We start from the raw sequence: 26,175 nt of genomic DNA, 5'->3' as shown, positions 1-26,175 counted from the left end.
AACGCAACGGTTTGTAAGTAACTATGAGGTTTGAGTGTTGTTTGAACACATCATAACCACACAGTTACTTACTGGATAACTAAGTTAAAAATCAGTTATTTGAACTTACTAAGCTTAATACGGAAGTCTAATGCGGGTCACATTCAGCTATATGACACCATAGATTGCCTGTAGCTTTCTTGAAGTATGCAGATTATATAAACTGACGGATACCTGCCACACCGATACCGCCATACTGCAATGCTTGATTGAGCATAGCAGGCTCCAGACCGCCTAACCCAATGATAGGCATATCAGCTAACTCTGCTAATGCTGACCATGCTTCCCAGCCAAGCGGTGCGTCATCAGGATGCGTTTGGGTAGCGAGCACAGGCGATACAAAAGCACCGATCACTGGTGGTAGCTTCTGTAGTATGCGCATGCTGGCAAGTTGATTGGCTGCCGTTATGCTCGCAATGTCATGGCAGCTGACGATAAGCGGATGGTCTTTAGATAACGACTGCGTGAGAGCTGTAGAACTGCCTACCTCATCGAAACACTGCATCAGTGTCGTTTGTGTCAGATGCTTGGCAACTATTCGCTGGCCAATCTCTGTCTCATTAGCGGTTAGTGATTCCTCAACATTCAAAGGCTGCTCATTATCATTAGGTAAAATCGCTAAAATATCTGGACGTGCCGTTATCAGTTGTTCAGCAAGATGCTTAGATCTTGCGTCCTTCAAGCGGATATATACCCACGACTCTGATGCTAGATTTTCTTGATGATATTGTAGCCATGCTGCCGCTGCATCAGTGTGTGTGTTGAAGTGTGCCAGAGGATAAGTAATCGCTATATTCGATGGAAGTTTCAACCATTCAAGGATTGTTTTGTTAGCAGCGGGCAGATGATACGCTCCTGTCAAAAGCTGTAATTTACTTACCCAAGTTAATGCCTGCCCTTCTAAACCCTGTTCACGGTGTCTATGCTGCTCGTACTGCTCTGCTGTCAGCTCAATCTTATAAACCTGTAAGCTGACCTGCTTATCGCCATAATCATGATGCAAACGCCCAAGCTTAACGATAGTATTATTATCAAGCAGGATACCCGTCTCTTCCGCCACTTCTCTTATCAACGCCTGCGCTGCTGACTCATTCGCTTCTATCTTTCCGCCGACAAACTCGTAACGATTTCCCTGATGCTGAGTAGCATCTCGAAACCCAAGTAAATACTGATCTTTATAATGAATGACAGCCACTGCAACATTTACGATGTTAGGTTTGTTAGGTTTGTTAGTTTTCGTCTTACTTTCCGGCTTGGTCTCTGATTGTTGATTTGACCCGTTCAACATACTTATATCCTTTATTTCGGTATTTACCTTGATTATTTTTGATAATTTAATAGTTTTTATAGGCTAGATGATTTATTTGGATTTAGCACTTAACTCATTAATTTATTTAAATAAAATGCTTAATCGAGATAGTTTATAACAGTAAACTTAGATAAGTTTACATAATAACTGCATTTTATTTTATCAATTGCCTTGCAAATTTATCAAATCTAAATGATAATTATTATCGTTAAAAACAATTACGCTATGGTTAGCCAATTTATAAGCCACTTTTTTTCAAAAGGAATTTACTATGAGCATGGTCATCTCTCGTTATTTAAACTGTCGTGAAAACCGTTTACCTACTTTGCAATCACAACATCTATTTGCACTGACTAAAGAGGTACGTATCGAGCATGAAGGCGAAGAGTATCGACTACGCCTAACTCGTAACAATCGCTTGATTCTAACCAAGTAACGTCTATTTAAGTGACACTTTTTTCAATCCTTCTATAAAAAAACGCCTTCATTATGAGGCGTTTTTTTATAGGTTATACAACTTAGAAATAATTTCAAAAGCTCTCCCAGTTGACATCAACTAGAAAGCAGTTGTCCTCTAAATAAATAATTTAGAACTGCCAACTATAGACCACATCTACTGCATTTTCTGCTGCTGAGCTTGCTTCTACATAGATGCGGCGTGTCAATTGATAACGAACAGAAAGGCTATTTTGCGCATTGAAAACACCCACACCATAGCGAATGTATAAATCAGGCGTTACATAACCTGTGACGTTGACATTGGTGTCCTCGCTACTACCTGAGGCATCGACTGTTAGGCTCTGCAAACCGAAAGCTTGCCCGATTTGATTGGTCAGGCTACGAGTGCCACTCAGACCGAAGCTCAATCCAGCGGCAGCCAGATTATTGGTCACTTGCGACTTAAAGCCTTGCTCACTGATTTGCGTCGCACTCTTGTTATCGATGCGGCCTGTCACCAACGCGTTCATGGCTTGCTGCTGGGTCAGTCCTGCATTGTTAAAGACGATAATATTGGGGCTTTCAGTCGTCCCTTTGACACGCAGACCGACTGTTTTGCCATTAATCGTTTTTGCCGCTTCAATACTCAGACTCGGTTTCATCACGTCACCATTGAAACGAACTTGACCATAATTCAACTCTAGGCTTTGGCCAAAAGCATTGATATTGGTACGGCGTGAGACCTGCACAACACCTCTGGCACGCATGATACCTGTGCCATTCTGAGTCACATTAATCGCACCTGCCAACGGAATGACGGCGCCAAAACCACGGAAGTTTATATCATCGCCCAAATCAACACCGATATCAGCATTGATTGACCAAGGTTTTGAGATAGCCAGTACTTCATCGATATTACCAATCAAACGGCGATCTAGTACGACTGCATCTTCAGTCTGAGTAATGATATCTTCGCTGGCTTCAGGCGGACGAATGGTCGCAGACGGCACACTGATCGCCCCTTTTATATCAACATAACGGTCGCCTGGACGCACGATAATATCAATATCAGGATCAATTTCAGCAACCAGTAATGGCGGCTGGGTAATGACTAGGCCTTCACCGACGATACTCAACTTGGCTTGCAATTTTTGCTGCCAGTTGACTGTCCCTGACAATTCGCCTTCACCTGTACCACTATTGAATGTGCCATCAATGGTCGCTTGCGTGCCGCGTATTTTGGCTGCCACATTTACTTTGGACAGATTTACTGGCAAATCAAGCATGGCTATACGGCCATCAGAGAGTTTTACGTCGCCATAGAACTGCGGTTTGGTTAAGGTACCACCTAGGCCACCCGCCATTGTGACGTTACCTCTTAGGACGCGCATACCGGGGAAGAATGGCTTAAATATCGCAAGATCAAGCTCGTTCAGCACCAGTGCACCAGAGATTGGTTTAGGGTCTTTATAAGGATCGACGATCACTTCAGCATAGCCACGCGCCCCGCGTCCAGTATTGATATCAGTACGCAGCTTGATGCCCTCAGGCACAGACAAAGCAATAAGAGAGACACGCTTGTATGGCAAGGTCATTGATGTGCTCTCACCATCTTGAACAAGGCCAATCTTGCCGTTGTCTGAATATAGCGTGGTATTGATAGTTGGCGGACGACCACGTTGCCATCCAACGATTGCTTTACCATTAATCTTACCATTCCAGTCAATATCTTCTGGCAAGAACACTGAGAATAACGACGTATCTAAATTCTGCAACGCTACATTGACTTCACCTTGGTCTGGTGATGCCACTAGTTTTTCTCGTAGACACAGCTTACCGGTTTGATCCGTGGCCTGCCAGCAGTGAGCGGCAAGCTGTACTTTTAGATCACGGTTCTCACCACCCTGATTGTAAGGTAAATTCACAATCAGCTGTGCAGGTTGCAATTGATTCAAAGTCGCATATTTAGATTTAATGCGGCCTTTTCCAATGACACCTGACCAGCTTAGCCTGTCTCGATCAAAACCACCTTTTAGCCTAGCGCCGACATCGAGTTGCTTATTGGCCACATTGAGATCGACCACATGAGATTTCTCTGTCCCATTAAAAGACGCTTTAACGCTATCGAAACTCTGACCAGCAGCATCTAGGCCTTCAGCAGTTACAATTAGCTGGCTTGGGCTATTGGCTAAGTTGACCAGCTTGCCACGTACACGGCCCTGACGCAATATAAAGCCAGGTAGCGCAAGTCGCTCACCGACCAAATCAATATAAATAGTAGGCAGTGCTTGACCAGCTGGTTGAGACAGCGTGGCACCGCCAGTGACTTTACCAGCTAATTGGCTAGACAACTGATCTAGACTGGTGATGTTAATTTTGGTTTGTAACTGTTTGGCATTGCCGTTAGCCGTGACATAGTTGTCACCCCAACGCAGCACCAGATTATTAGCATTTAGGCTATCAATCAAAGCATTCACTTGCTTGTATTGTGCTTGGGCATCTTGGGTCTGAAGTTGTTTGAAGTAACTTGCTAAATCTTTAGGCAAACGCATTTTCGCTGATAGGCTGCCTTTGGCACTCAGTTGCTGCCCTTTTAGCATGCCATTCAGATTGACTTGTTTAATATTGACGATCTGCTGCGTGTCACTCCAGCGGCCATCTGTATCAATCGTACCAGTGATAAGGCTTGGGGTATCTTTTAGGAAATAGCCAATGTTAAAACGATCCATGACTGCGTTGATATCCCATGCAACGCCTTGACGCACGTCAACGGTACCGCTGGCATCGATACTACCTGCCGCACCCACATGACGGAAACGATTGATACGGATCAGCTGACTGTCACCACTGGCTTCTATATTCAGCTTACCTGCTGGCAATTGCTCGGCATCCAATATGCCGTTGAAATTTACGGCAAAGCGCTGCAATGTGCCTGCGGTGTTTTTGCTGTTTTTTGGCGCATTTTGCCACTCGCCACTGGTTTTTAGATCGCCTGTGATTATCGCTGGATTATTGGGTAAAAAATAACCCAAATTGAACTGATCAAAACGACCATCTATATTCCAGCCGATATTTTTACGTAAGTCGATGACCCCTTTCGCATCAACTGCGCCCGCTTCACCCTTATAGTTCAGCTTACGAATACTAATCAGCTTTGGCGTACCCGCAGCATCGATAGATAGACGACCTTGTGGTACATCTGCTGTATCAATCCGACCATCAAAACGCGCATCAAATACTGACAGCTCACCACCTACGATATCAACACTGGCATCACCAGCACCGGTAATACCGATAGCACGATCTGCTTGTGTCGCATCGAGCTGCGCTTGCATATCGGTATTGTTTAAAGTAATCACGTGACGTTGACCGCTAACACCATTTTTAGTGATATTTAGCAGTCGACCACGCGCACTTATACTACCTGTTAGGCGCTCAAGCGGTAAATCGCTACGATATTTCTTAGGGAGTAAACCTTTTGTACTGGCGTCAATCTGCCATGTCAGTGGACGCTGTTTGCTCGCCAACTGAATCTGTCCTGTGCCGGATAAGTCTCCTACGATGCCGTTATAATTAAGACGATTGATATCTATGACATCACCAGCCTTACGTATACGTAGATCATAGTTGCCTTTGGGGGCAGCATTGAGCTCATTGATGACGGCATTGGCATCGACTGATAGGGTCGAACCTCGAACGATGACGTCCGCCTGCCCACTAGGACTGTCGATATTGCCAATATTGGGTACGTTACGGCGGGTTAAGTTTTTCCAGTTAGCATCAATATACCAAGGCGCAACCTGCTTAGATTTAGCAGAAGTTTTACCACGGATCATATTCGCGTTGATGTGCTCACCATCGCGCTGACGCAAATCTGCATCGATCTGCGTATTACCAGTAGGATTCTGCTGCTGATAACGCAGTGACAGTCTACCGTTAAGGGTTTGCGGCGCATAAGCTTTAAAGTCAGCATACTCAGCCGGAATAGCTTGGCGAATATTAAAATTACTACCCGTCGCACGCACTGTGGCCTCAAAGCTGTCTTTCCAATCTAGAATACCTTGCAACGCCAAACGTCCCGCTGGCACGTCAGCATCTAGGCGATCTATACGTAGCTGACTGTTGGCAATAACGGCGCGGCCTTGGTAATGACCTGATGGAATGTCTTTGGCGGTCAATTCAGTATTGATACGCAATCGTATCTCAGAGATGACACCAGAAGCTGTGGCTGTACCGCTTTGTAGGCGAATGTTTTGGCTATCGGCGTAAGGGATAAGAATATCATCCCACTGTAGTTTTGCATCAAACGGCGCACCCGCATCTAACCCTTGTACTACAAAGTCGCCTTTCACATCGCTATCGTTATAACGACTGCGTACTTTACCGACAGTCCGTTTGAGCGTTCCCGTTGCAGAGATATTCAATGGGTCGATATAGGCTTTTTCAAGGGCGCTGACTTCCGCAATCGCACTCAAATCTAGTGGATAGTCGCCCTGTAGGTCGATCTCTCCTTGTAAGGCACTGACTTTCACGATATCAGCATACTGCAAATCACCACGGCCAACGGTTACCGTACTACCTACCCACGTTAGATCACGTGCCGTAATATCTTGAATAATGATAGGATCTTTGGTTACTTGCTTATAAGTAATTTTCTTAATTTTTGCTTGATCAAAGCGCAAGTTTACTGGCAACTTTAAAGTTTTATAATCAAATGGTTCACCAGTAGGCGGTTTCTTATTGATAATCTCTATGGTCTGGATGTCTGCATCGCTTAAATGCACTTCTTTTGCAAATACTGCACGCCAGCCTATTTTTACATAGGCCTTATCTACCAATATCTCAAGATCTTCAGTCGCTTCAATATCGATATCAGTGACCCAAATGCCATCGCGCAAGTTACCGCGTCCGTATTTGAAATCAATACCTGTCTCAACACTAATTTTTTCTAATATAAACTTCGTACCAGCGTCAGTCCCTGCTGCATAAAAGAATATGGCGAACATAATTGCTAGTACGATAAGCATCAATACCAGCAGTTTGAGCAGAAATGACAACGGATACCAACGCCTAACGGCACGGGCATCACGCTGTGCTGGATCTTCATCTGGAGCATTATTAGGCGGGGTATTTTCTGTCAGCATGACACTCAACTACGTTAAAAAATGAAGACCAGCAATCGGTACGATAAGTGATGATTAGAACATTTGGAGCTACTAAACATTTGGAACTACTACATTAAGCGATTATAACGGTGAACCAATAAAGAAGTGCAGTCGTACTGGAATGCTTTCTTCAGTCACGCCAGCAGCCACATCGACGCGCACCATTCCTACAGGCGATGCCCAGCGGATACCGACACCAACGCCGACTTTTGTCTCAGTATCAAAATCTTTGTCATAAGCATTACCGACATCAGTAAAGAATGCGCCACGGAAACCTGGTTTAAATTCATAGTTATACTCAGCACTACCGACCGCTAGCACCTGCCCGCCCGTTAGATAGCCTTTGTCTAATGGTGACAAGCTCTCATAGTCATAACCGCGGATACTCTGATCGCCACCTGCAAAGAAACGCAACTTATAAGGCACATCGTAAAAATCATCCGCCCAGATATAACCGGCATTGGCACTACCTAATACTTGATGCTTTTTGTCTTCGCCAAAGCTATAGATACCACTAACGCCTGCGCGAATAATCGCCATATCGGTATCACTGAATGCGCTATCAGTGCCAGCCTCGATTGAATAGTACTGGCGCATACCCTGCGTTGGGTTGGTAGCGTTGTCGGTATCTGTTTTACTCATACCATAGCCAAACAATAACGCGCGCTGTTTCGGACTTGAAGAGGTAAAGCGGATAGGCAAATCATCTAATGCTGCCCCATCAACCCCCGTCTCAAGCTCATCCAAGCGGTAACGCACAGAGTAGCTACGATTCCAACCAGTATCACTACGGATATTACGTGCCAAGGCCGCTTTCAGCGTTGTTGTCGATAGATCAAAGTTACCTTCACCTTGGTCAATCACTTCCTCTTCATAAGTAAGACGCCCATCTAACTTATCATTGAGCGGATGATTCCATGGTCGACTGGCATACACAGCCACGTTTTTGCTGATTCTCGATACTTCTGTTTCTGCACCCGCTTGATAGCCTTGGCGATTGAGCAAGTTGTAGTCTATTTTTGCGGTAGCGCGAACGCCAGTATCTGTTCCATAACCCAGACCGACTTGAGCATCGCGTGGTTTATCCGCGTATACAAACACATATAAAGGTACTTTTTTGCTTTCTGCAACGTCTTGCGGCGTTTTACGTCCTGATAGCGTTGGCGGTACAAAGTTTTCATCAGCGATCAGACTCTTTTCGTCAGGGAATATCTTTTGTGCGACATTGCTGATTGAGTCACTGATTTTGCCCAATAGATTGTCAGCTTCCTGATCTTTTTCATCAAGCACCCGATCGTTCGGCAAGCGGCTTAGTCGTTCTGCTTTTTGTCTGATGGCTTGCAGCTTATCAAGTGTCGCTTCATCCGCCTCAAAATCAATCGCAGCGATATCCGCTTCATTGACCGTCTCGCCACTATTAGCACTCAGAGCATTATCGCTCTCTGCACCTATATCGCTATTATCATTGACCGTATCTTCTTTGCTAGCAGTCACATTTAAGGCAGCTGCGCCATCATTGCTACTCAGATCTGCAATGCCATCATTGTCTACATTGTTAATATCGTCATCTAATGTGTCGTTACCCTCGGTAGCAGCATTGTCAAACGCCAAGGTACCAGCTGCACTACTATCAGTTGGTGGTAGTATCGACTCGACGTTGACCGTATTAAAGTAACGAGTTGCCGATAGGTCATTACTAAACTTCGTAACTGCTGGACGATAAAATGGCTCACCCGGCGTAAAGCCATAGAGCTGTTGCAATAATGAAAGCTCTACTGGTAACTTGTCGGGGTCTTGGGTCAGCGTATTGGTTTCTTTGTCGTAAGTAAAAAACACCACATCGTCAAACTCGTAACGATCACCTGTGTTGTAAACCAACGAGACATCCGCTTTGTTATCAGGCAAGATGATATCAACAGATTTGTTCAGCCAGTACTGGTCGAAATAGCCATAGGTATTGCTCAAGGACTCTAAAGCCGCTTTACTGCTCTTATAGACACGGTGATTAAAAATATCACCTTCTTGCGGCGGCAAGTCTGCCTCAAGCGATGCAAACTCTTCTTGCTCACTGCCCTCACCGCGAATCTCAATAATACGGCTATCTACCAGTACCGGCTCGCCTAGCTCTTCAATCACAACATTAACTGTATCGCGATCAGGTTGGGTCAAACGCATCTCAACCTCATAGTAACCAACGGCTTTAGCAGCATTCTGTGCTGTTTCGCGCAAACGTGGCAATGCCGCAGTAAAGTCAATAACCGACTGAACGGAAGTGTCATCCAGTGCTGCTTTAATGTTTTTCATTGGCTGAATGTCATTGTCAGCTTCAATCAGTTGAGCCTTACCGATAGGAGAGTCTTCAGCGGATACTTGCTCTAGATAAATAGTGGTTTCTACATTTGGCAAAGCCACCACGCCACCGTCATTAAAAAAGCGATTGTAGAGACGCGTCACGATATTACCTCTATTGCGTGCGCGTGGCCGTGGTCTATTGGCTTGTTCGATACTTTGATCGACAGCCTGAGTATCATTCTGATAATCTGGTAGATAGTCATTAGGATTGATAATATCTGTCGTCGTACCTTCTACATTGGCAGGCACATTCGTACCAGCTATCACCTCATCACTACTATCATCAGTCGTCAGGCTATTTTCATTCTTAACAATAGCTTCATTGCTAACGACATCTTCATTGCTGACAGCGCCACTTACCTCGATCGGACGTGACATCCCTTCAGCTGCGCTCGCCTGTTCTTCCGTGGCTTCACTTCTACCCAACGTATCAAGATTGTTGGGTGCTGGCAAGTTTGTTGCATCTAGCTCTGTATCTAGACCAATTGGCGATGTTGTGTCATCTAACGTAGCGATTGGCGCATCAAAATCACTATCATTATTGCTAATATTGATACTATTAATATCTTGAGCATTCTGCGCATCCATTGCAGCTAGCTCACGATCGATCTGCTCAGGGGTCATCATTTGATAACCCTGCTGCTGTATCTCGGTTGCTTGTTGCAACAGGTCATCATTAGAAGCGATTGATTGAGCGTTATTTGGATTATATGAAGTACTTGGACTATCAGGGAAACTCTCTAGATCTTGAGAGTTGTTTTGAGAAGTTGCGTTTTTAAATCCTGACTTTGTCGAGTTAGGTTTCTTAATGCCCAAGCTCTGTTCGCTATAGTCGTCCAATACTGACTGATCAATGATGCCTTGTTCCACTGCTTTTTTTAGACGTAGCGCATCTAGAGCCATATCTAGCTGAGTATCGTCATCGAACAATGTAGCTGATTGCTTGATAGATGCTTGATCATTCGCACTTTGACTATTGTTAATCTGGTTACTAAGCGTTTGATTGCTATCAGTTTGCTCAGCAGCAGATGAGTTGGTGATAGCGGTATTATTTACACTATTGGTAGTATCTGCCATTGCCGCAGGTGCTATACCGAACAAACTGGTCGCAAGCGCAGTGCACAATGCCGAGCGTCTGAAATTTTTACGCGGCGCTGCTGGATATGTACTTAAATTATTACTATCGTTTTGGATTATGGCTGTGTCACGCTGCATCATGAGACCCTTGCATGCTCGAGTTGAAGGCTGCTTTATCATCTTTACGTCCTATCAGCTCACGCGGCACAATCTTATCAACGATAACGATCGTCAAGTCTGACCGGTGAATAAACTTATAGCAGTTATCTGCAATTAATGGTTTACTACTTTAATTTTATGACTGGTTATCTATAGTGTCGGCTTTAGTACTGTGTGTCTACTGCCTTGTAGGTCTACTAGCTTAGAAAAGGCTACTAACTTATAGATAGCATTGATGAGTAATAGCCTTTGTTTTCAATACTATTTATACCCTAAAACGCAATCACATAAAATTTATAAATCATAACTTAGTTAAATATCGAATCATAGCATTGACTGCATGTATTTTCACCGAAGCCTTGCTATTATACGGCTTAATATTGATAAAACCTATGCTATATCTTGATATAGTTTTTAATAAAATTTACGATTATTATCATAAAAAAATTGTCGTTCAGCGCCGCTCTTTTCTCTATCAGTCGCGATTTATCTGTAGGAATGTCCATGTCCAACCAGTTCCAGTTATTCAAGCGCCGTCGTTTTAGCGCTATGTTTTTCACCCAGTTTTTGGGCGCATTCAATGACAATATTTTTAAGCAGGCGCTCATACTGGTGCTCACTTATACTGCCGCCAGTAAATTGGGCGTAGAGGTCAGCATCCTTAATAACTTGGCCGCCATGTTATTTATCCTGCCCTACTTTTTGTTTTCTGCTTTGGCAGGACAGATTGCTGATAAGTATGAAAAGTCAAAGCTCACGCAGTTTATTAAACTACTCGAGCTGGTCATTATGGCGGTTGCCGCGGTGGGCTTTGTCTTTGAATGGTATGCACTGCTATTTGTCGCGTTGTTTTTGATGGGTACACATTCGACTTTCTTTGGACCGATCAAATACGCTTATCTGCCACAAGCGATGAAAGAAGATGAGTTGGTCGGCGCCAACGGCCTTTTTCAGATGGGTACGTCGCTGGCTATTTTGGTCGGTATGATTGTCGCTGGTATTTTGACTCAGCTATCACAATCATTATATTGGATTAGTGCCACGGTGTTGGTTGTCGCTATTTTGGGATATTTAGCTGCACGATATATTCCTGATATGCCAGCGATGCAGCCTGACCTGAAGATTAACTGGAATATTATTACCACCAGCTTAGCCACTGTACGTTACTTATACTCCTTGCCTTTTTTGTTCTTTATCATTCTTGGCAACAGCTGGTTTTGGTTTTATGGGGCGACGTTTTTGACCCAAGTGCCAGAGTTCAGCAAGGTAATTTTGCTTGGTGATGAGTCAGTCGTTATTTTCTTACTCACATTGTTTTCTGTTGGGGTGTCAATCGGTTCAGTACTGTGCAAAACATTGACCAAAAATAAAGTCAGCTTGCGTCTATTACCTTTCGGTATTGCTGGATTAAGTATCTTTGCTATTGATTTGTATTTTTCACTTTCAGGTTTAGATATAAATGTGAATAATGACACATTACTTGGCATCGGTGATTTGTTTAATATAAGTGGTAGCTGGCGGGTATTCGCGGATTTATTCTTATTAGGGTTCAGCGGTGGATTGTATATCGTGCCGCTATATGCTTCTATGCAAGCCTACGCCCCTAAGAGTCATCGAGCACGCATCGTCGGCGCAAATAACATTTTTAACGCGATATTTATGGTTACTTCAGCAATTTTTGCGATTGTTATCTTAAATGTTTTAGGGTTTACGCTACCGCAGCTATTTTTGGTGACAGGGCTATTGAATATAGTGTTTGGTGCATTTTTATACATCAAACTCAATAAACATATTAAGCATGCCGTTAGCCAAACCAACGATGGTATAGCGCCGTAAATAAGTTTGGCTCTATAGATATAGTCTAATGTTGGGCTGATGGTTTCGTTGCTTTTATTGCTATAGCAACCTACGAACTATCTATAGGTTATTTATAAGCTATCTAGACAATAATATTCGAGCCGATAATTTGGATTGTTTGTTATAGTAATACGCATCATGCCGTTGCGTTTAAACGGTAATACATTTTATTTTATTGACAGTTTTTAACACCATCAGGAGTGAGTTATGACCCTGCGTCCTTTATCTAAAATTGACCAGTTGTTACTTGGGGTCGATAAGGCATTACGAGCTGTCGTGCCACATTCCAATCCAAGCACGCGTCCGTTGCCCGTCAGTAGCGATGAGATTCCTGAGCTGACCATCACAGAGGCGCGGCACGTTTCAGGTCTTATGCGTATCAATCATACCGGTGAAGTATGTGCGCAAGGTCTATATCATGGCCAAGCGTTTGCCGCAAAAGATAGTGGGGTCAAACAAGCCATGCAACAATCGGCAGAAGAAGAAGTCGATCATTTGGTCTGGTGCGAGACTCGTCTAAGCGAACTTGGTAGCCATGCCAGCGTATTTACACCGCTTTGGTACGGTATGTCTTTTGGACTCGGTGCAGTCGCAGGCGCGATCTCAAATGAGTTTAGCCTAGGGTTTGTAGCGGAGACAGAAGCGCAGGTCAGCGAGCATCTACAGGATCATATCAAGCAGTTACCTGAACATGATCAGCGCTCAAAAGAAATATTGGCACAAATGGATAAAGAGGAGCTGCACCATCGTGAGCTAGCACTTGCAAGTGGCGGCGCTGCCCTGTCTCCGGCAGTACGTCGGACCATGCGATGGATGGCAAATCGCATGAAAGATACCGCTTATCACTTATAGCTTATCACTTATGGCTACAGGTACTGTTGTTAGTTGCTGTTGTCGATTTTCTTACTAATTAATAGCTGCACAGATTTACGTAGGTTTGCTTAATTCTAGCGATTAACAATCCTACCACAGATAGCGTAAAGCTTAATTTGCTACGGTATTAAAAATTTGTACGATTTTGCAGCAATGCGCTATTTATATTACCGTCCAATCAATGAATAACAACCAAATAAATTAAACAAGGTAACGATTTTTATGAAAGCGATTCTCTCTAGTAGCCACTCTATTAAGTCACCGAAGTTTGCAACGTTGACCGTCATGGCTGCAACCTGTGCCATGCTATTATCTGCACCTGTGAATGCAGCAGAAACTGATGCCACTGCAACAGCTGTACCTAGTGCGATGGACTCAAGCAAACGTGTGATTCGTCTTGCTCGTCCTAATGCAGCTATCAGTCCTGCTCAAGCCAACGCCGCGCAAACAAGCTTGTCAGCAACACCTGCGAGCAACAGCCAGCCGACTAATGCGCAAACCACTAACATGCAACTAAGCGGCACTCTGCAAAACAATGCATCTGTCAGTACTGCTCAACCTCAAACACCACAAATGATGTCACCTGCTGCTGCACCTGTCATGAACGGCACTACTCGTGTCTATGAGCCTGGTCCAATGACAGCTACTGGTATCGACCTGCGTAGCGGACAACTTCCGAATATTCCTACACCGCAAGTACAGCTCTCAGACATGAGCTTTGTCAAAACTGTACTGATTCCACAACAAAAAGGGCTAGGTACTGATAAGCTTGATGTCAGTTTATTAGATGACTTCATCGCTGACGTATCCCCTAACGCGCGCCACTATCCACCAAACTTCCCTAACCGCTCACAGCGCCATTACACTCGTGAAAAAATCAAAGTGTTAGCGGATTGGATCGAACCGTATGCCAAGTCGCCAAATGCTTCTTATGACGTGTTGCTTCGTGCCGCTAAGCTAAACGGCATGGGTCGTAACCTAGACTTAGGTTCAGACTACACAGTACGTGGTGGTCAATATGTCGATCGCGCTATCAAGCTGCAACCTGATAGTGGTGAGGCTAACTTCCTATACGGCATGATGCTATCAGAAGGTGGTGGTTTCAAAGAAGGTCAAAAGTATCTAGATCGCGCTGTCGCTTTAGGATACACCGAAGCAGAACAAAGCTTGGCACAGTCAGATCTACTTAGTGACCGCCGTGCTAATGCGTTAGAGCGCCTACGTCGTCTTGAAGGGCAATACCCTAACAATACCGTTATTCCTCAACAAATCAAACTCGTTGAAGAAGGCAAATTCTACATTTGGGATATTCCTGCCCCTGACATCAGTGTAAAACCAGGTGCATAGATATTCTGTACTTGTTGAGATTAACTATTAAGGGTTTGATTCATAAGATATTTGTTTAATAAGACCTTCACTAGGTTAAATCTCTAATAAATAATCTAAGCTTTAAATACCAAGCGCTTTTGTTTTATATCTATAAGACAAAAGCGCTTTTTTTCGACTAGTAGAAACTCATTCGGTTTAAAACACGCCTTTATAGAACTGCAAATGAATAGTCTAACGCCAAAAGTTGCGCTACACTCATTATCAATTGCTACTTTCATTATTGATACTCTCCTAACTACCGTTTATTGGACTGACTTATGACTTTCGCTGGCTTTAGCAAACAGACAGTAATGCATACTAATAAAAAAACCCTGCCCATTGCGTCACTTATGCTTTTGGCAGCAGCAGTATTGCTACCAGCGTGTAGTACGGTGACGGTAGATAAACAAGCCTCGGCCAAGACCATCTCAGCGCAGCGCGGCAATATTGTCACTGACAATGCGCTAAGTAGCGATACAGCATCTGCTTTGTTATCAGCAGGACTGAATGAGCAAGCCTGTATGCAGCAATTTGACCTATGCTTGACTCAGCTCTCTGATAGTATGCTTAACAGACACTATCGCCCCGCTTTGGCTATTTTTGCAGAACTGCACTATGCAAAAGCGCGTCAACTATCTGATTCAAAAAACTGTCGTAATTCACTGGCACGCCCGCCACTTGATCCGTATTACGCCAATGCGCCTTTAAGTAATGAGGATTCAAAAACACAGCAAGAAGAGACTGACCTGTGTTTAACCGATTATCAAGCAAGGTTGTTTGATGCTGTCAAATACAGCTACACCTATCTATTTTATGACAGTTTGACCCATGACTTTGAAGGTGCAGAGCAAAATAGCAATAGCCATCGTGCGCAAAACCGTATTCCAAATGACAATGATATCCAAACCCAAGATATTTATAACGCTGCTAGCAATGACGTTATTACTCAAATTTATCAATCAACTGAAAACGCCAATAAATTGATGGGTGATACGACAGTAGAGTATTTGCCGATAACCTCTACCAAGCGTGATAACACGGATGAAGCAGCAATCGCCAATCGACCACCGCTAAAGGGCAAAGCAACAGACCAAGTCAAAGTCATGAAAGTTACCGTAGATGACTATAACCTCGATATTTATTTGCCCAACGAAAACAACTATCTGCAAAATGCCCATAAACAAACTTCCGCTTTGGCAGACTTATCATCCACTTATGAGCTGCGACTCTCCGGTCTCAATTCCGTGAGTAAGCGCCCTGGTTTGGGCATCAGTTTGGTAGCATCGTTGGATGATCGCTATACCACCACAATCCGTCAGTTACTGGTCGCCTCCTTATCTGGTCGACTGACAAATGAAAATAAAAACAATGATGATAGCGAGCCAAGCTCTCGTATTTATCCCACTGGACATCTGCTATTGACTGGTCTGATTAAGCCAGATGGCGATAGCGTATTAGACGCACTGAGCAGTCGTAAGCTTGATATCCATTTATACAATCCGTACCAAACCGAATCCGTCAATATCCTAAATGATGACTACCCATTGGCAGCCAACTTTTCGGCGGGATATGGCTTATGGCTATCAGAGAACCAGTTAGATGGCGTGGGTTATTTAAACTTGATTACGCGCCAGCCAGATGCTCAGCTGCCCAAACTCTTCATGCTCGAGCCTTATGATCCTGATAAACGCGTGTTGATTATGTTGCACGGGCTAGCCTCTAGTCCGGCCACATGGGTCAATCTGACCAACGATATTCTTAATGATGACAAGCTGCGTGACAATTACCAAGTTTGGCAAATATTCTATCCAACCAATCTGCCTATTTTAGAAAATCGTTATCAGATTCAGCAGTTAATCAACAGCACCTACCGGCAGACTGATCCCAATGGACAAAATCGTGCCAGTCGAAATAGTGTGATTATCAGTCATAGTATGGGTGCCATCATCGCTCGTATGATGCTATCTGATGAAAATTTAGTCGATGATTTAGATAAGCTTAATGACAAAGACCTCCTCTCTAGTAATGAGAAACAGCAAATCCGTAACGCGCTCAAAACGTCTTTTGGCGAAAATGAATTAAAGGAACGATTTGAGCTACAGGCATTGCCACAAGTAGACACCGCTGTTTTTCTATCTGCACCTTTCCGTGGTACCGATTATGCAGATCGTTGGTTCACCCGTGCGCTACGCCGCATCGTTTACTTACCCGTAGGTCTGGTCAAGACATTCACAGATAACTTAGCGACCATTGCCACACAAGGCGATTTGGCGCAAAACCCACTGGGCGCCTTATATTTGCAGAACGGTGCCAGCCAGTTAAGTGATAAGTCTTCTTTTATAGAGTTAACCAAAGACATCACTATGAATGAGCGTATTACTTACCATTCAATCATTGCCAATAACGATGCCGACATCACTAAAGGACTGGCACAAACACAACCAAACGGTGCCAAGATTGATTTGTCTCAAGCGGTAGAAGACAATGCTGGAAATGAAACGGCGAGCGTTGATGTCAGCGACAATACTGAGACATCACAGCTACCACCCGAGCCGCTTGTTGCCGCTGTGACAGTCAATGATGATATCAGTCAAGCACTGACCGAGCGTTTGTCAGATGGTATCGTTCCTTATAATAGTGCCCATCTCGATGGTGCTGCGTCTGAAACAATTATCAATGGCGGTCATAGTATTCAGACCAATCCGCAGACCATTTTGACGTTGCGAAGAATTTTGCATAAGCAGCTACAAGAATGATGTAGATTTTTGTTATTCCACGAGGTTTTTGGCGTATAAATCGTAACCTTTAAACATCAGTTATAGGTTTCAAATAAGCAGTATGTTCACGCATACTGCTTTGTTTTTAATAATATTAATTTTATCTTTCAATGTTTGAATTATGTTATTTTGATGACTCTTAGGTCTGCAACAGACAGACTGGGTTGCTTGCGTGTATATCTAGGTGAGCGCATAATATATCTATAGCACATGACAGTAATATGTAAATTTATAAGGACATAAATTATTCAATTCAGCTAAACAGTGAGTCGCAAACTTAGCCACAATTTATGTCTAATGGAGCTAAGTCCACGTCACTGAGCTATTGCCCGTAATGCTTGCCACTTTGATCGATGGATAGTTTACGGACAGTTACTTGAGCGTTGTATGGAAGTCAGCGCTATTCAGCTAACAGATGAGAGTAACCGTTTATGTTCGCTACATTTATGATTGACCAGCTCGATGCGCTGATGCTTGCGCGTATCCAATTCGCTTTTGTTATCTCGTTCCATATCGTCTTTCCTGCCTTTTCTATCGGTCTTGCCAGCTGGCTTGCGGTGCTTGAGTTCCGCTGGTTAAGAACTGGTGAACCTATCTATGCTGAAGTCTACAAGCATTGGGTCAAAATATTTGCTGTCGTCTTTGGTCTAGGCGTGGTATCCGGCGTGGTGATGTCCTACCAGTTCGGTACCAACTGGGCCGTATTCTCTGATAAAGCCGGTAACGTTTTAGGCCCATTACTCGCCTATGAGGTACTGACAGCGTTCTTCTTAGAAGCGTCCTTCTTAGGGATTATGCTATTTGGGTGGGGCCGCGTGAGCAAACGCATGCATTTTGCTTCAACTGCTATCGTTGCTATTGGTACCTTGATTTCAGGTTTTTGGATATTGGCCGCCAACAGCTTTATGCAGACTCCTCAAGGCTTTATGATGGGTGCAGATGGCCTGCTCTATCCTACCGACTGGCTTGAAATTATCTTCAACCCTTCATTCCCTTACCGTTATGCTCATATGATGACTGCAGCATTTCTAACGACTGCTTTTGTCATTGGTGGTATCGGCGCATATTATATTCAATCTAAAAAACACGTCGAGCACCGCGCGCATGGTCGTGTAATGCTAGGTATGGCGATGATTATGGCCATCTTTGTTGCGCCGGCGCAGGTATTGATTGGTGATGAGCATGGTCTAAATACCCTTGAGCATCAACCTGCTAAAGTAGCTGCGATGGAAGGGCTCTGGGAAGATGAGCGCGGTGCCGCACTACGTCTCTTTGCGATTCCTGACCAAGAAAATCAGACCAATAAGTACGAAGTAAAAATTCCTTATGTGACTGGTTTAATCTTAACCCATTCGTTAGATGGTGAAGTTAAGGGGCTTAAAAACTGGGCGCCTGAAGATCAACCACCCGTCATTATCGTGTTTTGGGCGTTTCGTATCATGGTTGGTATTGGCATGCTTATGGTACTGGTCGGCCTATTCAGTCTATACAAATACTTCAAAAAACAGCAATTCAATCCCGAAAGTGTCTGGTTCCACCGTGCGTGGATGATGATGACACCGCTTGGTTTTATCGCATTACTATCAGGTTGGTTCGTAACTGAAACAGGACGTCAGCCTTGGACGGTTTATGGGGTTATTCGTACTGCTGAAAGTATGTCACCAGTCGCTGCACAGCAGGTAGCCACGACGTTGATTGGTTTTATCGTGCTGTATATATTTGTTTTTGGGGCAGGTAGCTTTTATATCTTGCGTTTGATTGCTCAAGGTCCCAAGCCTTATACAGATCCTGCTGAAGATAATTTCTATGAGCATTCAGTGACAGAGAGCCAAGGTCGCGCGTTAAGTGGTGATAGTAATCCTGCCAAAGGTACTGAAGAAGGCTTAGATGAGCCTGCAAACGATGTCGATGATGGAGGATTACGCTAATGTTTAACTTCGGTGATGTATTAGATTTACCTCTTATTTGGGGCGGTTTGATTGCTTTGTCTGTCTTTGTCTATGTACTGCTTGATGGTTTTGATTTGGGCTGCGGTATCTTGTTCCCTTTTGCAGGCTCAGATAAAAACCGTAGCCGCATGATGAACTCTATCGCACCATTTTGGGACGGTAATGAGACGTGGCTAGTACTAGGTGGTGGTGGTTTATTCGCAGCATTCCCTGTTGCTTATGGCATCATCATGACAGGTCTTTATTTACCCGTGACCGCCATGTTGTTCGGTCTTATCATGCGCGGCGTGGCGTTTGAGTTTCGCTTTAAATCCTCTTCACGTCGGCATGTATGGGATACCTTTTTCTTTGTCGGTTCAGTCGTCGCCACTTTCTCTCAAGGCATTATGCTTGGGGCGTTAGTACAAGGGTTAGAAGCCAGTAACCGTCTATATACTGGTGGCCCATTTGATTGGCTCACACCCTTCTCGATTGTGTGCGGATTTGCCATGATTATTGGTTATGCCTTACTTGGCTCTACGTGGCTTATCATAAAAACAGAGCACACATTACAAGTATGGGCGCGCCAAGTTTCTAGATGGATGCTTACTGCGTTACTAGTGGCGATGGTTGTGGTCACAGCGTTTATGTACTTCTCAGACATCGATGCATTAGAAGGCTGGTTTAGTTTCCCAGATTTGTTATACCTTGCTCCTATGCCTATCATTGTCATGCTTTTATTCTTTATCATGCGTAAAGACTTAAAAACTGAGCGTGAGTATCGTCCATTTTTACTAACGGTTGCCTTATTTTTAATGGGTTACATTGGGGTTTGTTTCGCCCTATTCCCTTATATCGTACCGTATCAAATGACGATTTATGAAGCGGCGGCTGCCGATACTTCGTTATCATTTATGCTGATTGGCGCATGTATCATGTTACCGATTATCTTGAGCTATACAGCATTTGCTTACTATACCTTCAAAGGTAAATCTGATCACAATCCGATGTACTAATCGTTAATCGAGACGGGCAACGGATCGGCTAAAAAGGGTGGCTATTATTGTTTATAGATGGTAGCCACACTTCATACGCTAATCAGGAGATCTCTATGAAAAAGTTCAGTAAAAAACAATCGCAATGGGCATGGTTTGTGGGTCTATATTTAGCAGGATTTTTAGTGGTGTTTACCATTGCTCAGCTAATCAAGTTGGCCATGGGTGTTTAGCATAATTGCCTAATCATACGATTGAGTGCCAGTTAGTTAGCTAATGAGTAGTTTCTTAGATGCTAAATTTGCACTTTTGTCTTGCCAATATACCCTCTAGACATGTTGTAAAAAATAATTCTATATGCATAAAAAAAGCAGCGTTGAATAATCGGCGCTGCTTTTTGTTTATCTTAAATTTATCAGTTTGGCCTACCTGCATGCTCGATATCATGCTGTTCGATAAACTCATTAACCTGTGTTAGACGCTCTGGGGTCCCCACGTCTATCCAATTATCTGTTGTCACTTCAGCGGTAATCTGAAACTTTATCATTGCTTGCTTTAGTAGTGGTGCTAATGCCGCAGGCTGTCCTGATACCAGGCTTTCTACCAATTTTGGTGACATTACGCTAATACCCGCAAAGGTATACTTATCCGCATCGCCCACCGGCTGCTCACTAGCAAGACCGTTATTGATGGCGAAATCGCCGCCATTATTGTGCTCTGGATTATCTATCAATAATAAGTGCGCGCGCTGATCCGCTCCCAATGTATAGTCTGTTAATTGAGAGAAATCATAGGTAGTCCAGACGTCAGAATTGACCAGAATAAACGGTTCATCCTTTAGTTTACCTGATTGTAATGCCTGAAAAATGCCACCTGCGGTCTCAAGTGGTTCATCGTTTTCTACTGACCAATGCAGATTTACGCCATACTGTGAACCGTCACCTAAGGTATTCATTAGCTTGTCCGCTAACCATGAGGCATTGACCGTGATATCGGTGATGCCTGCTGCTTGTAGTGCTTTAATATGCCATACAATAAGCGGTTGACCTGCGACTTCAACCAAAGGCTTGGGCGTCTCAAGCGTTAATGGACGTAGGCGTGTGCCCTTGCCCGCTGCTAAAATCATGGCTTGTGTAATCGTAGAGGTAGACATCTGCGCTCCTATCTTTATTATTTAAATTAATTTAGCTGAGCGTAATCTACGCTGAAACAAACTTCTCTTTATAAGCAGGTAGCACTGCCTCTTGTAGCCATTGATTAAACGGTATAACTGATTGCTTTAGTTCATCGTTGCCATGTTCGGCAAGCCAGTTTAATTCAATAATCAAATCGCGCATGACTTTAGGAATATCCGCCAAATAGCGGTCTTTGCCATCACGCTCAGATAAACGAATAAAAATCCCTAATACCTTTAGATGACGTTGTACGCCTATGACATTCATATCTTTTTCAAACTGCACCGCGCTATCAGCAGTGGTTAGTGACTTTTGTTTTTGTAGCTGCCAAAAGTCCTCAATCCATGCAGATATTTGGCTCTCTGGCCATTCAACATAAGCATCGCGTACTAACGACACTAAATCATAAGCATACGAGCCAATGACGGCATCTTGAAAATCAATCACGCCCAGCTTTGATTTATCTGCTTGATCTTGCATAAGGTTGCGGCTGTGATAATCACGATGGACCACTACTTGTGGCTGTCGCAAAATCTCATTCATTAATGCTGTTTTTAGTTTTCCCCAGACTTGCTCATTTAGCACTATACCAATATAAGGCATAAACCATTCGCTAAATAAATCCATCTCGCGGTCTAATAGTGCTGTGTCATAATCTGGTAGCTGGTGTTGCGACTTTGCCGTTTCTACTGGTACCGTTTGTAGCGCAACTAATGTCTGCATTGCTAGCTGATAGTAGTCATTGATTTGGTCTGCGGTGGCATCGACAAGCAAATGGGCAAACTCTACTGTGCCAAAATCTTGTAATACCAAAAATCCTTTTTCTACATTTTGTGCAGTCAGAGTCGGCACGTTGACAGCAGGTGCCATCAGCTTAGCGACATTGATAAACTGCAGCATCGCATCTTGCTCGTCAGCAGAGTCCATGACGATATAATGCTTGTTGGCGCTTTTGTCTGTCTCTGATAGTTCGATACGATGATATCGGCGGGCACTAGCGTCACCAGGTAAGCTATCTAGACTAAATGTTTGATCTAAAAATACTTGCTGTAACCATTGTTCTAATTGCTGTTGGCGGTTGTTATTTTCATCGATCATATCAGTCTCTAAAGTCATTTTGTCAGTCATATTAGGCATCGCTGGTTAAATATAAGTCATAAATAATTAAAGTAGTGATAAGTCTGACAAATACTTGCTAAAATAGCGATATGCGGCGGTGCTATACAAGCTGCCACAAACGTATTGCTATATCATTCAATACTTGATGTCGGATAGAATCGCTATCGCTACTTAAAAATCAGCATGGCTATATTATAAATTTTGGTAAATAGTGTAGCTGATTTGGTTTTTTTTGACTATGATTAGTCGTCATTATATGTAAAACATCCAAATTTTTGAGAATACATTAGTCATATTTTAGTCGCTCGTTCACTGCTTTATGTCGTTCGGTGATACCGCTACTAAACTCAGTCATGCAATCCAATAAGCTCTGCAATCATAGGTGTGCCCTTGTTATATTCTCCGCTTTACCAAAGCATCCGCTTGATCTTATTTGGTGCCTTAGGTTTATCTAGCCTAACTGTCAGTGCTGCCATTGGTGATGCCAATACGCAAAAAACTGAACCACTCACTACGGACAGTACAGGCAGCTATGCGTCTAATAGTGTGGCGACTGACGCCAATAGTATTAGTCGTACTCAAAGTAATGAGGGCTATCAAGAAGCAGATATTCTAAATGATAGCTATCCAGACGATGCTAATTCTGCTAATACGAACAACGCTACTTTATTAAATGATACTGCGTTAGATAGCAGATTCTCTGAGAACAATGACCTAGATATCACAGATATTAATGAGGCTGCTGACTCTGAAGCTTTTAGCAACGAAGTTTCTAATACTGCTAATTTAAATACAGAAACTAACAACCAAGCAAGCATTGATACACCAGATAGCAGTGCCTTTGTTCCTAAAGCGATAACAACTGACAATGGCAAGCTAGATCTTAATGATGAGAGTATTCAAGCCAGTCTAATGCGCTTAGCAGAGTTTTATGAGCTAACGCCAGATACCGATGCGTCAACATTAAACAATGAGGCTATCAGCACTGAAGCGAACAATACTCATAATAATGCGATGCCTGCTGCACAGACGATTCCAAAGGTCGGTAGAGATTTGCGTCTGTTGCCAAATGCCGTGGACAGTGCCCAGCGCTGTGAAGGTCAATGGGTATATCCGCAGAGTAACCCCAATTATCAACGCGCTGTAAACGAAGCTGGTACGGCAAACGGACAACCAGCACCAAATGTGGCTAGCGTTCCGAACAATCAAGCCCCTTTATTTACCGAGTCTGATTACGGTTATTACAATAACGTGAATTACGCTGAGCTCTCAGGCAATGTAAAAATTGACCAAGGCACTCAGCATATCGAAGCAGAAAAAGTCATGATTGACTTGAGCAATGGCGTTGCAGCTGCTCAAGGCAAAGTCATGTTTACAGATAATGCGACTGGACAGCGTACAAGCAACGTCTCTACAAACAATGCCGCTACGAATAACGGCCAAGCCAGCTTTAATGATAGAGCGGCACAAGGCGGCCTAATTGGCGTTGCAGATAGCTTGAATTACAATACTGAGACTGGTCAATCAACGGCCAATGATGTGGCGTTTGCCAGTGTCGGTCTACAAGCGCACGGCTATGCCAAACGCTTAAACAAACCGAATGAGAGTGAATACGAGCTGGATCAGGTGATGTTTAGTACCTGTCCACCTACCAACCGCAAATGGCAGTTTGAAGCCAAAAGTATCGATCTAAATACCGATACAGGGCGCGGCGAAGCGTATAACACCACTTTCCGTGTTGCTGACATACCCGTATTTTATCTCCCCTACTTTAACTTCCCGATAGACAGTCGCCGTAGTAGTGGGTTTTTATTGCCAAGTGCCAGTGTCAGCAGTGAAAGCGGTCTTGAAGTTGATATTCCTTATTATTTCAACTTAGCACCTAACTACGATGCCACCCTTAACACGCATATTTATACTGACCGTAACCCGATGCTATCAGGTGAGTTCCGTTATCTGACTGAGAGCTATGGGGAAGGTATTTTAAACGGTTCATACTTACCTAACGATAAAGAATATGACGACGAAGATCGTACCAGCTTGTTTTATGACCATACTTGGTCGTCGAAAAGCATTCCACGTTTAAGCGCCGACGCTGAATACAACTATGTATCAGATGCCGATTACCTTAATGATTTTGATACGTTGGGCTTGTCAGACAGCACGATAAACTTGCCACGTCGTGCTCGTGTCAATTATTACAATGATTATGTCGATGGTGAACTGAAAGTAGAAACTTTCCAGACTCTAGATGCATTCACTGATAGTGGTGAAGCGTTAGAAGACAAAGACAAGCCGTACTCACGTTTGCCACAGCTCAAATTAAATTATCGCCTGCCTTGGGCTGAGCGCTTCGATATCACTGGTATTCATGATTCTGCATACTTCAAAAAATCCATTGATGATGGTTCTGAAAACGAAAAAAGTGGCGCACGTATTTATAATAAACTGAGCGCCGCCTACCCGATGGAAACCTCTTGGGGTTATATCAAACCTAAGCTTAGCTTGCAGCATCTATATACGTCATATGATGAAGATAGCTTAGAAGATAATCAGCTTAGTGAAGAAGATGGCAGTCAGTCGGTTTTTGTTCCGCAAGCCAGTATCGATGCAGGACTACACTTCTATCAAGCGGGCTCACCATTTGGTGCGTTTGACGATACGATGGGCGGCTATCGTTTACTTAGCCCACGCGTAAAATATACGTATTCACCGTATAAGAACCAAAACGACATTCCTAACTTTAATACGCGTATTGCCTCTATTAACTATGAGCAGCTGTTTTCAGACAGTTGGTTCTTAGGTCATGATCGCTTGCAGGATTTGCACTCTATTACGCCTGGCGTCAATTATCGTTACATCGATGCAACGGGTGTGACACGTTTTGATGGTAGCATTGCAGAACAGTTCTATCTAGATGATGGACGTGTAACACTTGATGACGATCAGCCAGTATTTACCTCGTCTTCTTCAGGTATGGTATGGGATACCAGCACTCAGCCTTATAATAATTTTTGGGTTGATGTTAGCGGTGCCTTAACCAGTAATTATGATTTGAACTACATTACGACTGAACTTCGTTATCAGCCATCAGACAATAGCTTATTTAATGTGGGTTATGTTAAGCGTCAGCGTGATGACAATACCGATCAGTTGCCATTATCGGCGTTTACCGCTTCCGCTGTTTTCCCTATTAATAACAGCTGGCGTATATTGGCTCAAGGTCAGTACGATTATAATCGTAACAAGATGCTTGATTCACTTATCGGCGTTGATTACGAAGATTGCTGTTTTGGCTTTGCTGTTTATGGTCGCCGCTATTACAATGACCTAAACGTAAAAGACGAGCCAACACAAGCTATTATGGCAGAAGTTAGATTAAATGGTCTTGGCAGCGGTAGTAGCCGCTTGACACGATTGCTTGCTGATAAAATCTTGGGCTTTGAACCTGTACAGACGGCATGGAAAGACTAACCAGTTTTTTGCTAGATTAGAATTATTTACGTAAATATTTATAAGACACTATTTGAACCCCTATTATGGG

The 26,175-nt window shown here is 43.5% G+C and carries 14 protein-coding genes; 9 read left to right on the top strand and 5 right to left on the bottom strand.

What is annotated here, in order from left to right:
• Positions 1-193 precede the first annotated feature (193 nt).
• Positions 194-1,327 carry an NUDIX domain-containing protein gene (locus tag CXF69_RS12195; RefSeq protein ID WP_101206154.1) on the bottom strand — a complete coding sequence of 378 codons (1,134 nt, stop codon included), beginning with the start codon at positions 1,325-1,327 and terminating at the stop codon, positions 194-196.
• 298 nt (positions 1,328-1,625) lie between these two features.
• Between CXF69_RS12195 and hemP the strand changes: the two genes are divergently transcribed.
• On the top strand, positions 1,626-1,784 hold the full coding sequence (gene hemP / locus CXF69_RS12190) for a hemin uptake protein HemP (RefSeq protein WP_227672156.1): 159 nt from the start codon (positions 1,626-1,628) through the stop codon (positions 1,782-1,784).
• A gap of 151 nt (positions 1,785-1,935) precedes the next feature.
• Here the strand turns inward: hemP and CXF69_RS12185 are convergent, their stop codons facing one another.
• Together CXF69_RS12185 and CXF69_RS12180 are read right to left on the bottom strand one after the other, a co-directional pair.
• Positions 1,936-6,930, bottom strand: coding sequence for a translocation/assembly module TamB domain-containing protein (locus tag CXF69_RS12185; RefSeq protein ID WP_101206155.1), 4,995 nt, complete (start codon positions 6,928-6,930; stop codon positions 1,936-1,938).
• 102 nt (positions 6,931-7,032) lie between these two features.
• Positions 7,033-10,521 carry an autotransporter assembly complex protein TamA gene (locus CXF69_RS12180; protein ID WP_228706790.1) on the bottom strand — a complete coding sequence of 1,163 codons (3,489 nt, stop codon included), beginning with the start codon at positions 10,519-10,521 and terminating at the stop codon, positions 7,033-7,035.
• 522 nt (positions 10,522-11,043) lie between these two features.
• Here CXF69_RS12180 and CXF69_RS12175 point away from each other — a divergent pair.
• From CXF69_RS12175 to CXF69_RS12145, 7 genes are all read left to right on the top strand, one after another.
• Entirely contained in the window at positions 11,044-12,375 is a 1,332-nt protein-coding gene (locus CXF69_RS12175) for an MFS transporter (protein WP_101206157.1), read from the top strand.
• Positions 12,376-12,603: 228 nt separating this feature from the next.
• Positions 12,604-13,248 carry a 2-polyprenyl-3-methyl-6-methoxy-1,4-benzoquinone monooxygenase gene (gene coq7 / locus CXF69_RS12170; protein ID WP_057759163.1) on the top strand — a complete coding sequence of 215 codons (645 nt, stop codon included), beginning with the start codon at positions 12,604-12,606 and terminating at the stop codon, positions 13,246-13,248.
• Positions 13,249-13,491: 243 nt separating this feature from the next.
• Entirely contained in the window at positions 13,492-14,616 is a 1,125-nt protein-coding gene (locus CXF69_RS12165) for a tetratricopeptide repeat protein (protein ID WP_101206158.1), read from the top strand.
• A 299-nt stretch (positions 14,617-14,915) separates the two neighbouring features.
• Positions 14,916-17,393, top strand: a complete 2,478-nt coding sequence (locus CXF69_RS12160; RefSeq protein WP_227522975.1) for an esterase/lipase family protein — start codon at positions 14,916-14,918, stop codon at positions 17,391-17,393.
• Positions 17,394-17,845: 452 nt separating this feature from the next.
• Positions 17,846-19,342 (top strand): cytochrome ubiquinol oxidase subunit I, encoded by a 1,497-nt coding sequence (locus CXF69_RS12155; protein WP_102078119.1) that lies wholly within the window; start codon positions 17,846-17,848, stop codon positions 19,340-19,342.
• Positions 19,342-20,358 carry a cytochrome d ubiquinol oxidase subunit II gene (cydB, locus tag CXF69_RS12150; protein WP_057759155.1) on the top strand — a complete coding sequence of 339 codons (1,017 nt, stop codon included), beginning with the start codon at positions 19,342-19,344 and terminating at the stop codon, positions 20,356-20,358. Before CXF69_RS12155 ends, cydB begins: the two co-directional genes overlap by 1 nt.
• Positions 20,359-20,453: 95 nt before the next feature.
• Complete coding sequence (locus tag CXF69_RS12145; RefSeq protein WP_101206161.1) at positions 20,454-20,570, top strand: DUF2474 domain-containing protein; 117 nt, start codon at positions 20,454-20,456, stop codon at positions 20,568-20,570.
• 182 nt (positions 20,571-20,752) lie between these two features.
• Here CXF69_RS12145 and murU read toward each other — a convergent pair whose 3' ends face one another.
• Positions 20,753-21,490 (bottom strand): N-acetylmuramate alpha-1-phosphate uridylyltransferase MurU, encoded by a 738-nt coding sequence (gene murU / locus CXF69_RS12140; RefSeq protein WP_102078120.1) that lies wholly within the window; start codon positions 21,488-21,490, stop codon positions 20,753-20,755.
• 46 nt (positions 21,491-21,536) lie between these two features.
• A complete protein-coding gene (locus CXF69_RS12135) occupies positions 21,537-22,640 on the bottom strand; it encodes an aminoglycoside phosphotransferase family protein (RefSeq protein ID WP_102078121.1) in 1,104 nt (367 codons plus the stop codon).
• Between the two features lie 381 nt (positions 22,641-23,021).
• On the opposite strand from CXF69_RS12135, the gene CXF69_RS12130 reads away from it, so the two are divergent.
• A complete protein-coding gene (locus CXF69_RS12130; RefSeq protein WP_102078122.1) occupies positions 23,022-26,105 on the top strand; it encodes an LPS-assembly protein LptD in 3,084 nt (1,027 codons plus the stop codon).
• The last annotated feature ends 70 nt before the right edge of the window (positions 26,106-26,175 follow it).

The sequence above is a fragment of the Psychrobacter sp. Choline-02u-9 genome, assembly GCF_002836505.1.
Lineage (GTDB): Bacteria > Pseudomonadota > Gammaproteobacteria > Pseudomonadales > Moraxellaceae > Psychrobacter.
The sequence above is the reverse complement of the archived record's forward strand: the minus strand, read 5'-3'. Positions and strand labels throughout refer to the sequence as shown.

Coding starts and splice junctions, on each gene's coding strand:
- CXF69_RS12175 (WP_101206157.1), top strand. CDS start 11,044: ATGTCCAACCAGTTCCAGTTATTCAAGCGCCGTCGTTTTAGCGCTATG.
- CXF69_RS12155 (WP_102078119.1), top strand. CDS start 17,846: ATGTTCGCTACATTTATGATTGACCAGCTCGATGCGCTGATGCTTGCG.
- CXF69_RS12185 (WP_101206155.1), bottom strand. CDS start 6,930: ATGCTGACAGAAAATACCCCGCCTAATAATGCTCCAGATGAAGATCCA.
- CXF69_RS12145 (WP_101206161.1), top strand. CDS start 20,454: ATGAAAAAGTTCAGTAAAAAACAATCGCAATGGGCATGGTTTGTGGGT.
- CXF69_RS12160 (WP_227522975.1), top strand. CDS start 14,916: ATGACTTTCGCTGGCTTTAGCAAACAGACAGTAATGCATACTAATAAA.
- hemP (WP_227672156.1), top strand. CDS start 1,626: ATGGTCATCTCTCGTTATTTAAACTGTCGTGAAAACCGTTTACCTACT.
- murU (WP_102078120.1), bottom strand. CDS start 21,490: ATGTCTACCTCTACGATTACACAAGCCATGATTTTAGCAGCGGGCAAG.
- CXF69_RS12195 (WP_101206154.1), bottom strand. CDS start 1,327: ATGTTGAACGGGTCAAATCAACAATCAGAGACCAAGCCGGAAAGTAAG.
- coq7 (WP_057759163.1), top strand. CDS start 12,604: ATGACCCTGCGTCCTTTATCTAAAATTGACCAGTTGTTACTTGGGGTC.
- CXF69_RS12165 (WP_101206158.1), top strand. CDS start 13,492: ATGAAAGCGATTCTCTCTAGTAGCCACTCTATTAAGTCACCGAAGTTT.
- CXF69_RS12135 (WP_102078121.1), bottom strand. CDS start 22,640: ATGACTGACAAAATGACTTTAGAGACTGATATGATCGATGAAAATAAC.
- cydB (WP_057759155.1), top strand. CDS start 19,342: ATGTTTAACTTCGGTGATGTATTAGATTTACCTCTTATTTGGGGCGGT.
- CXF69_RS12180 (WP_228706790.1), bottom strand. CDS start 10,521: ATGATGCAGCGTGACACAGCCATAATCCAAAACGATAGTAATAATTTA.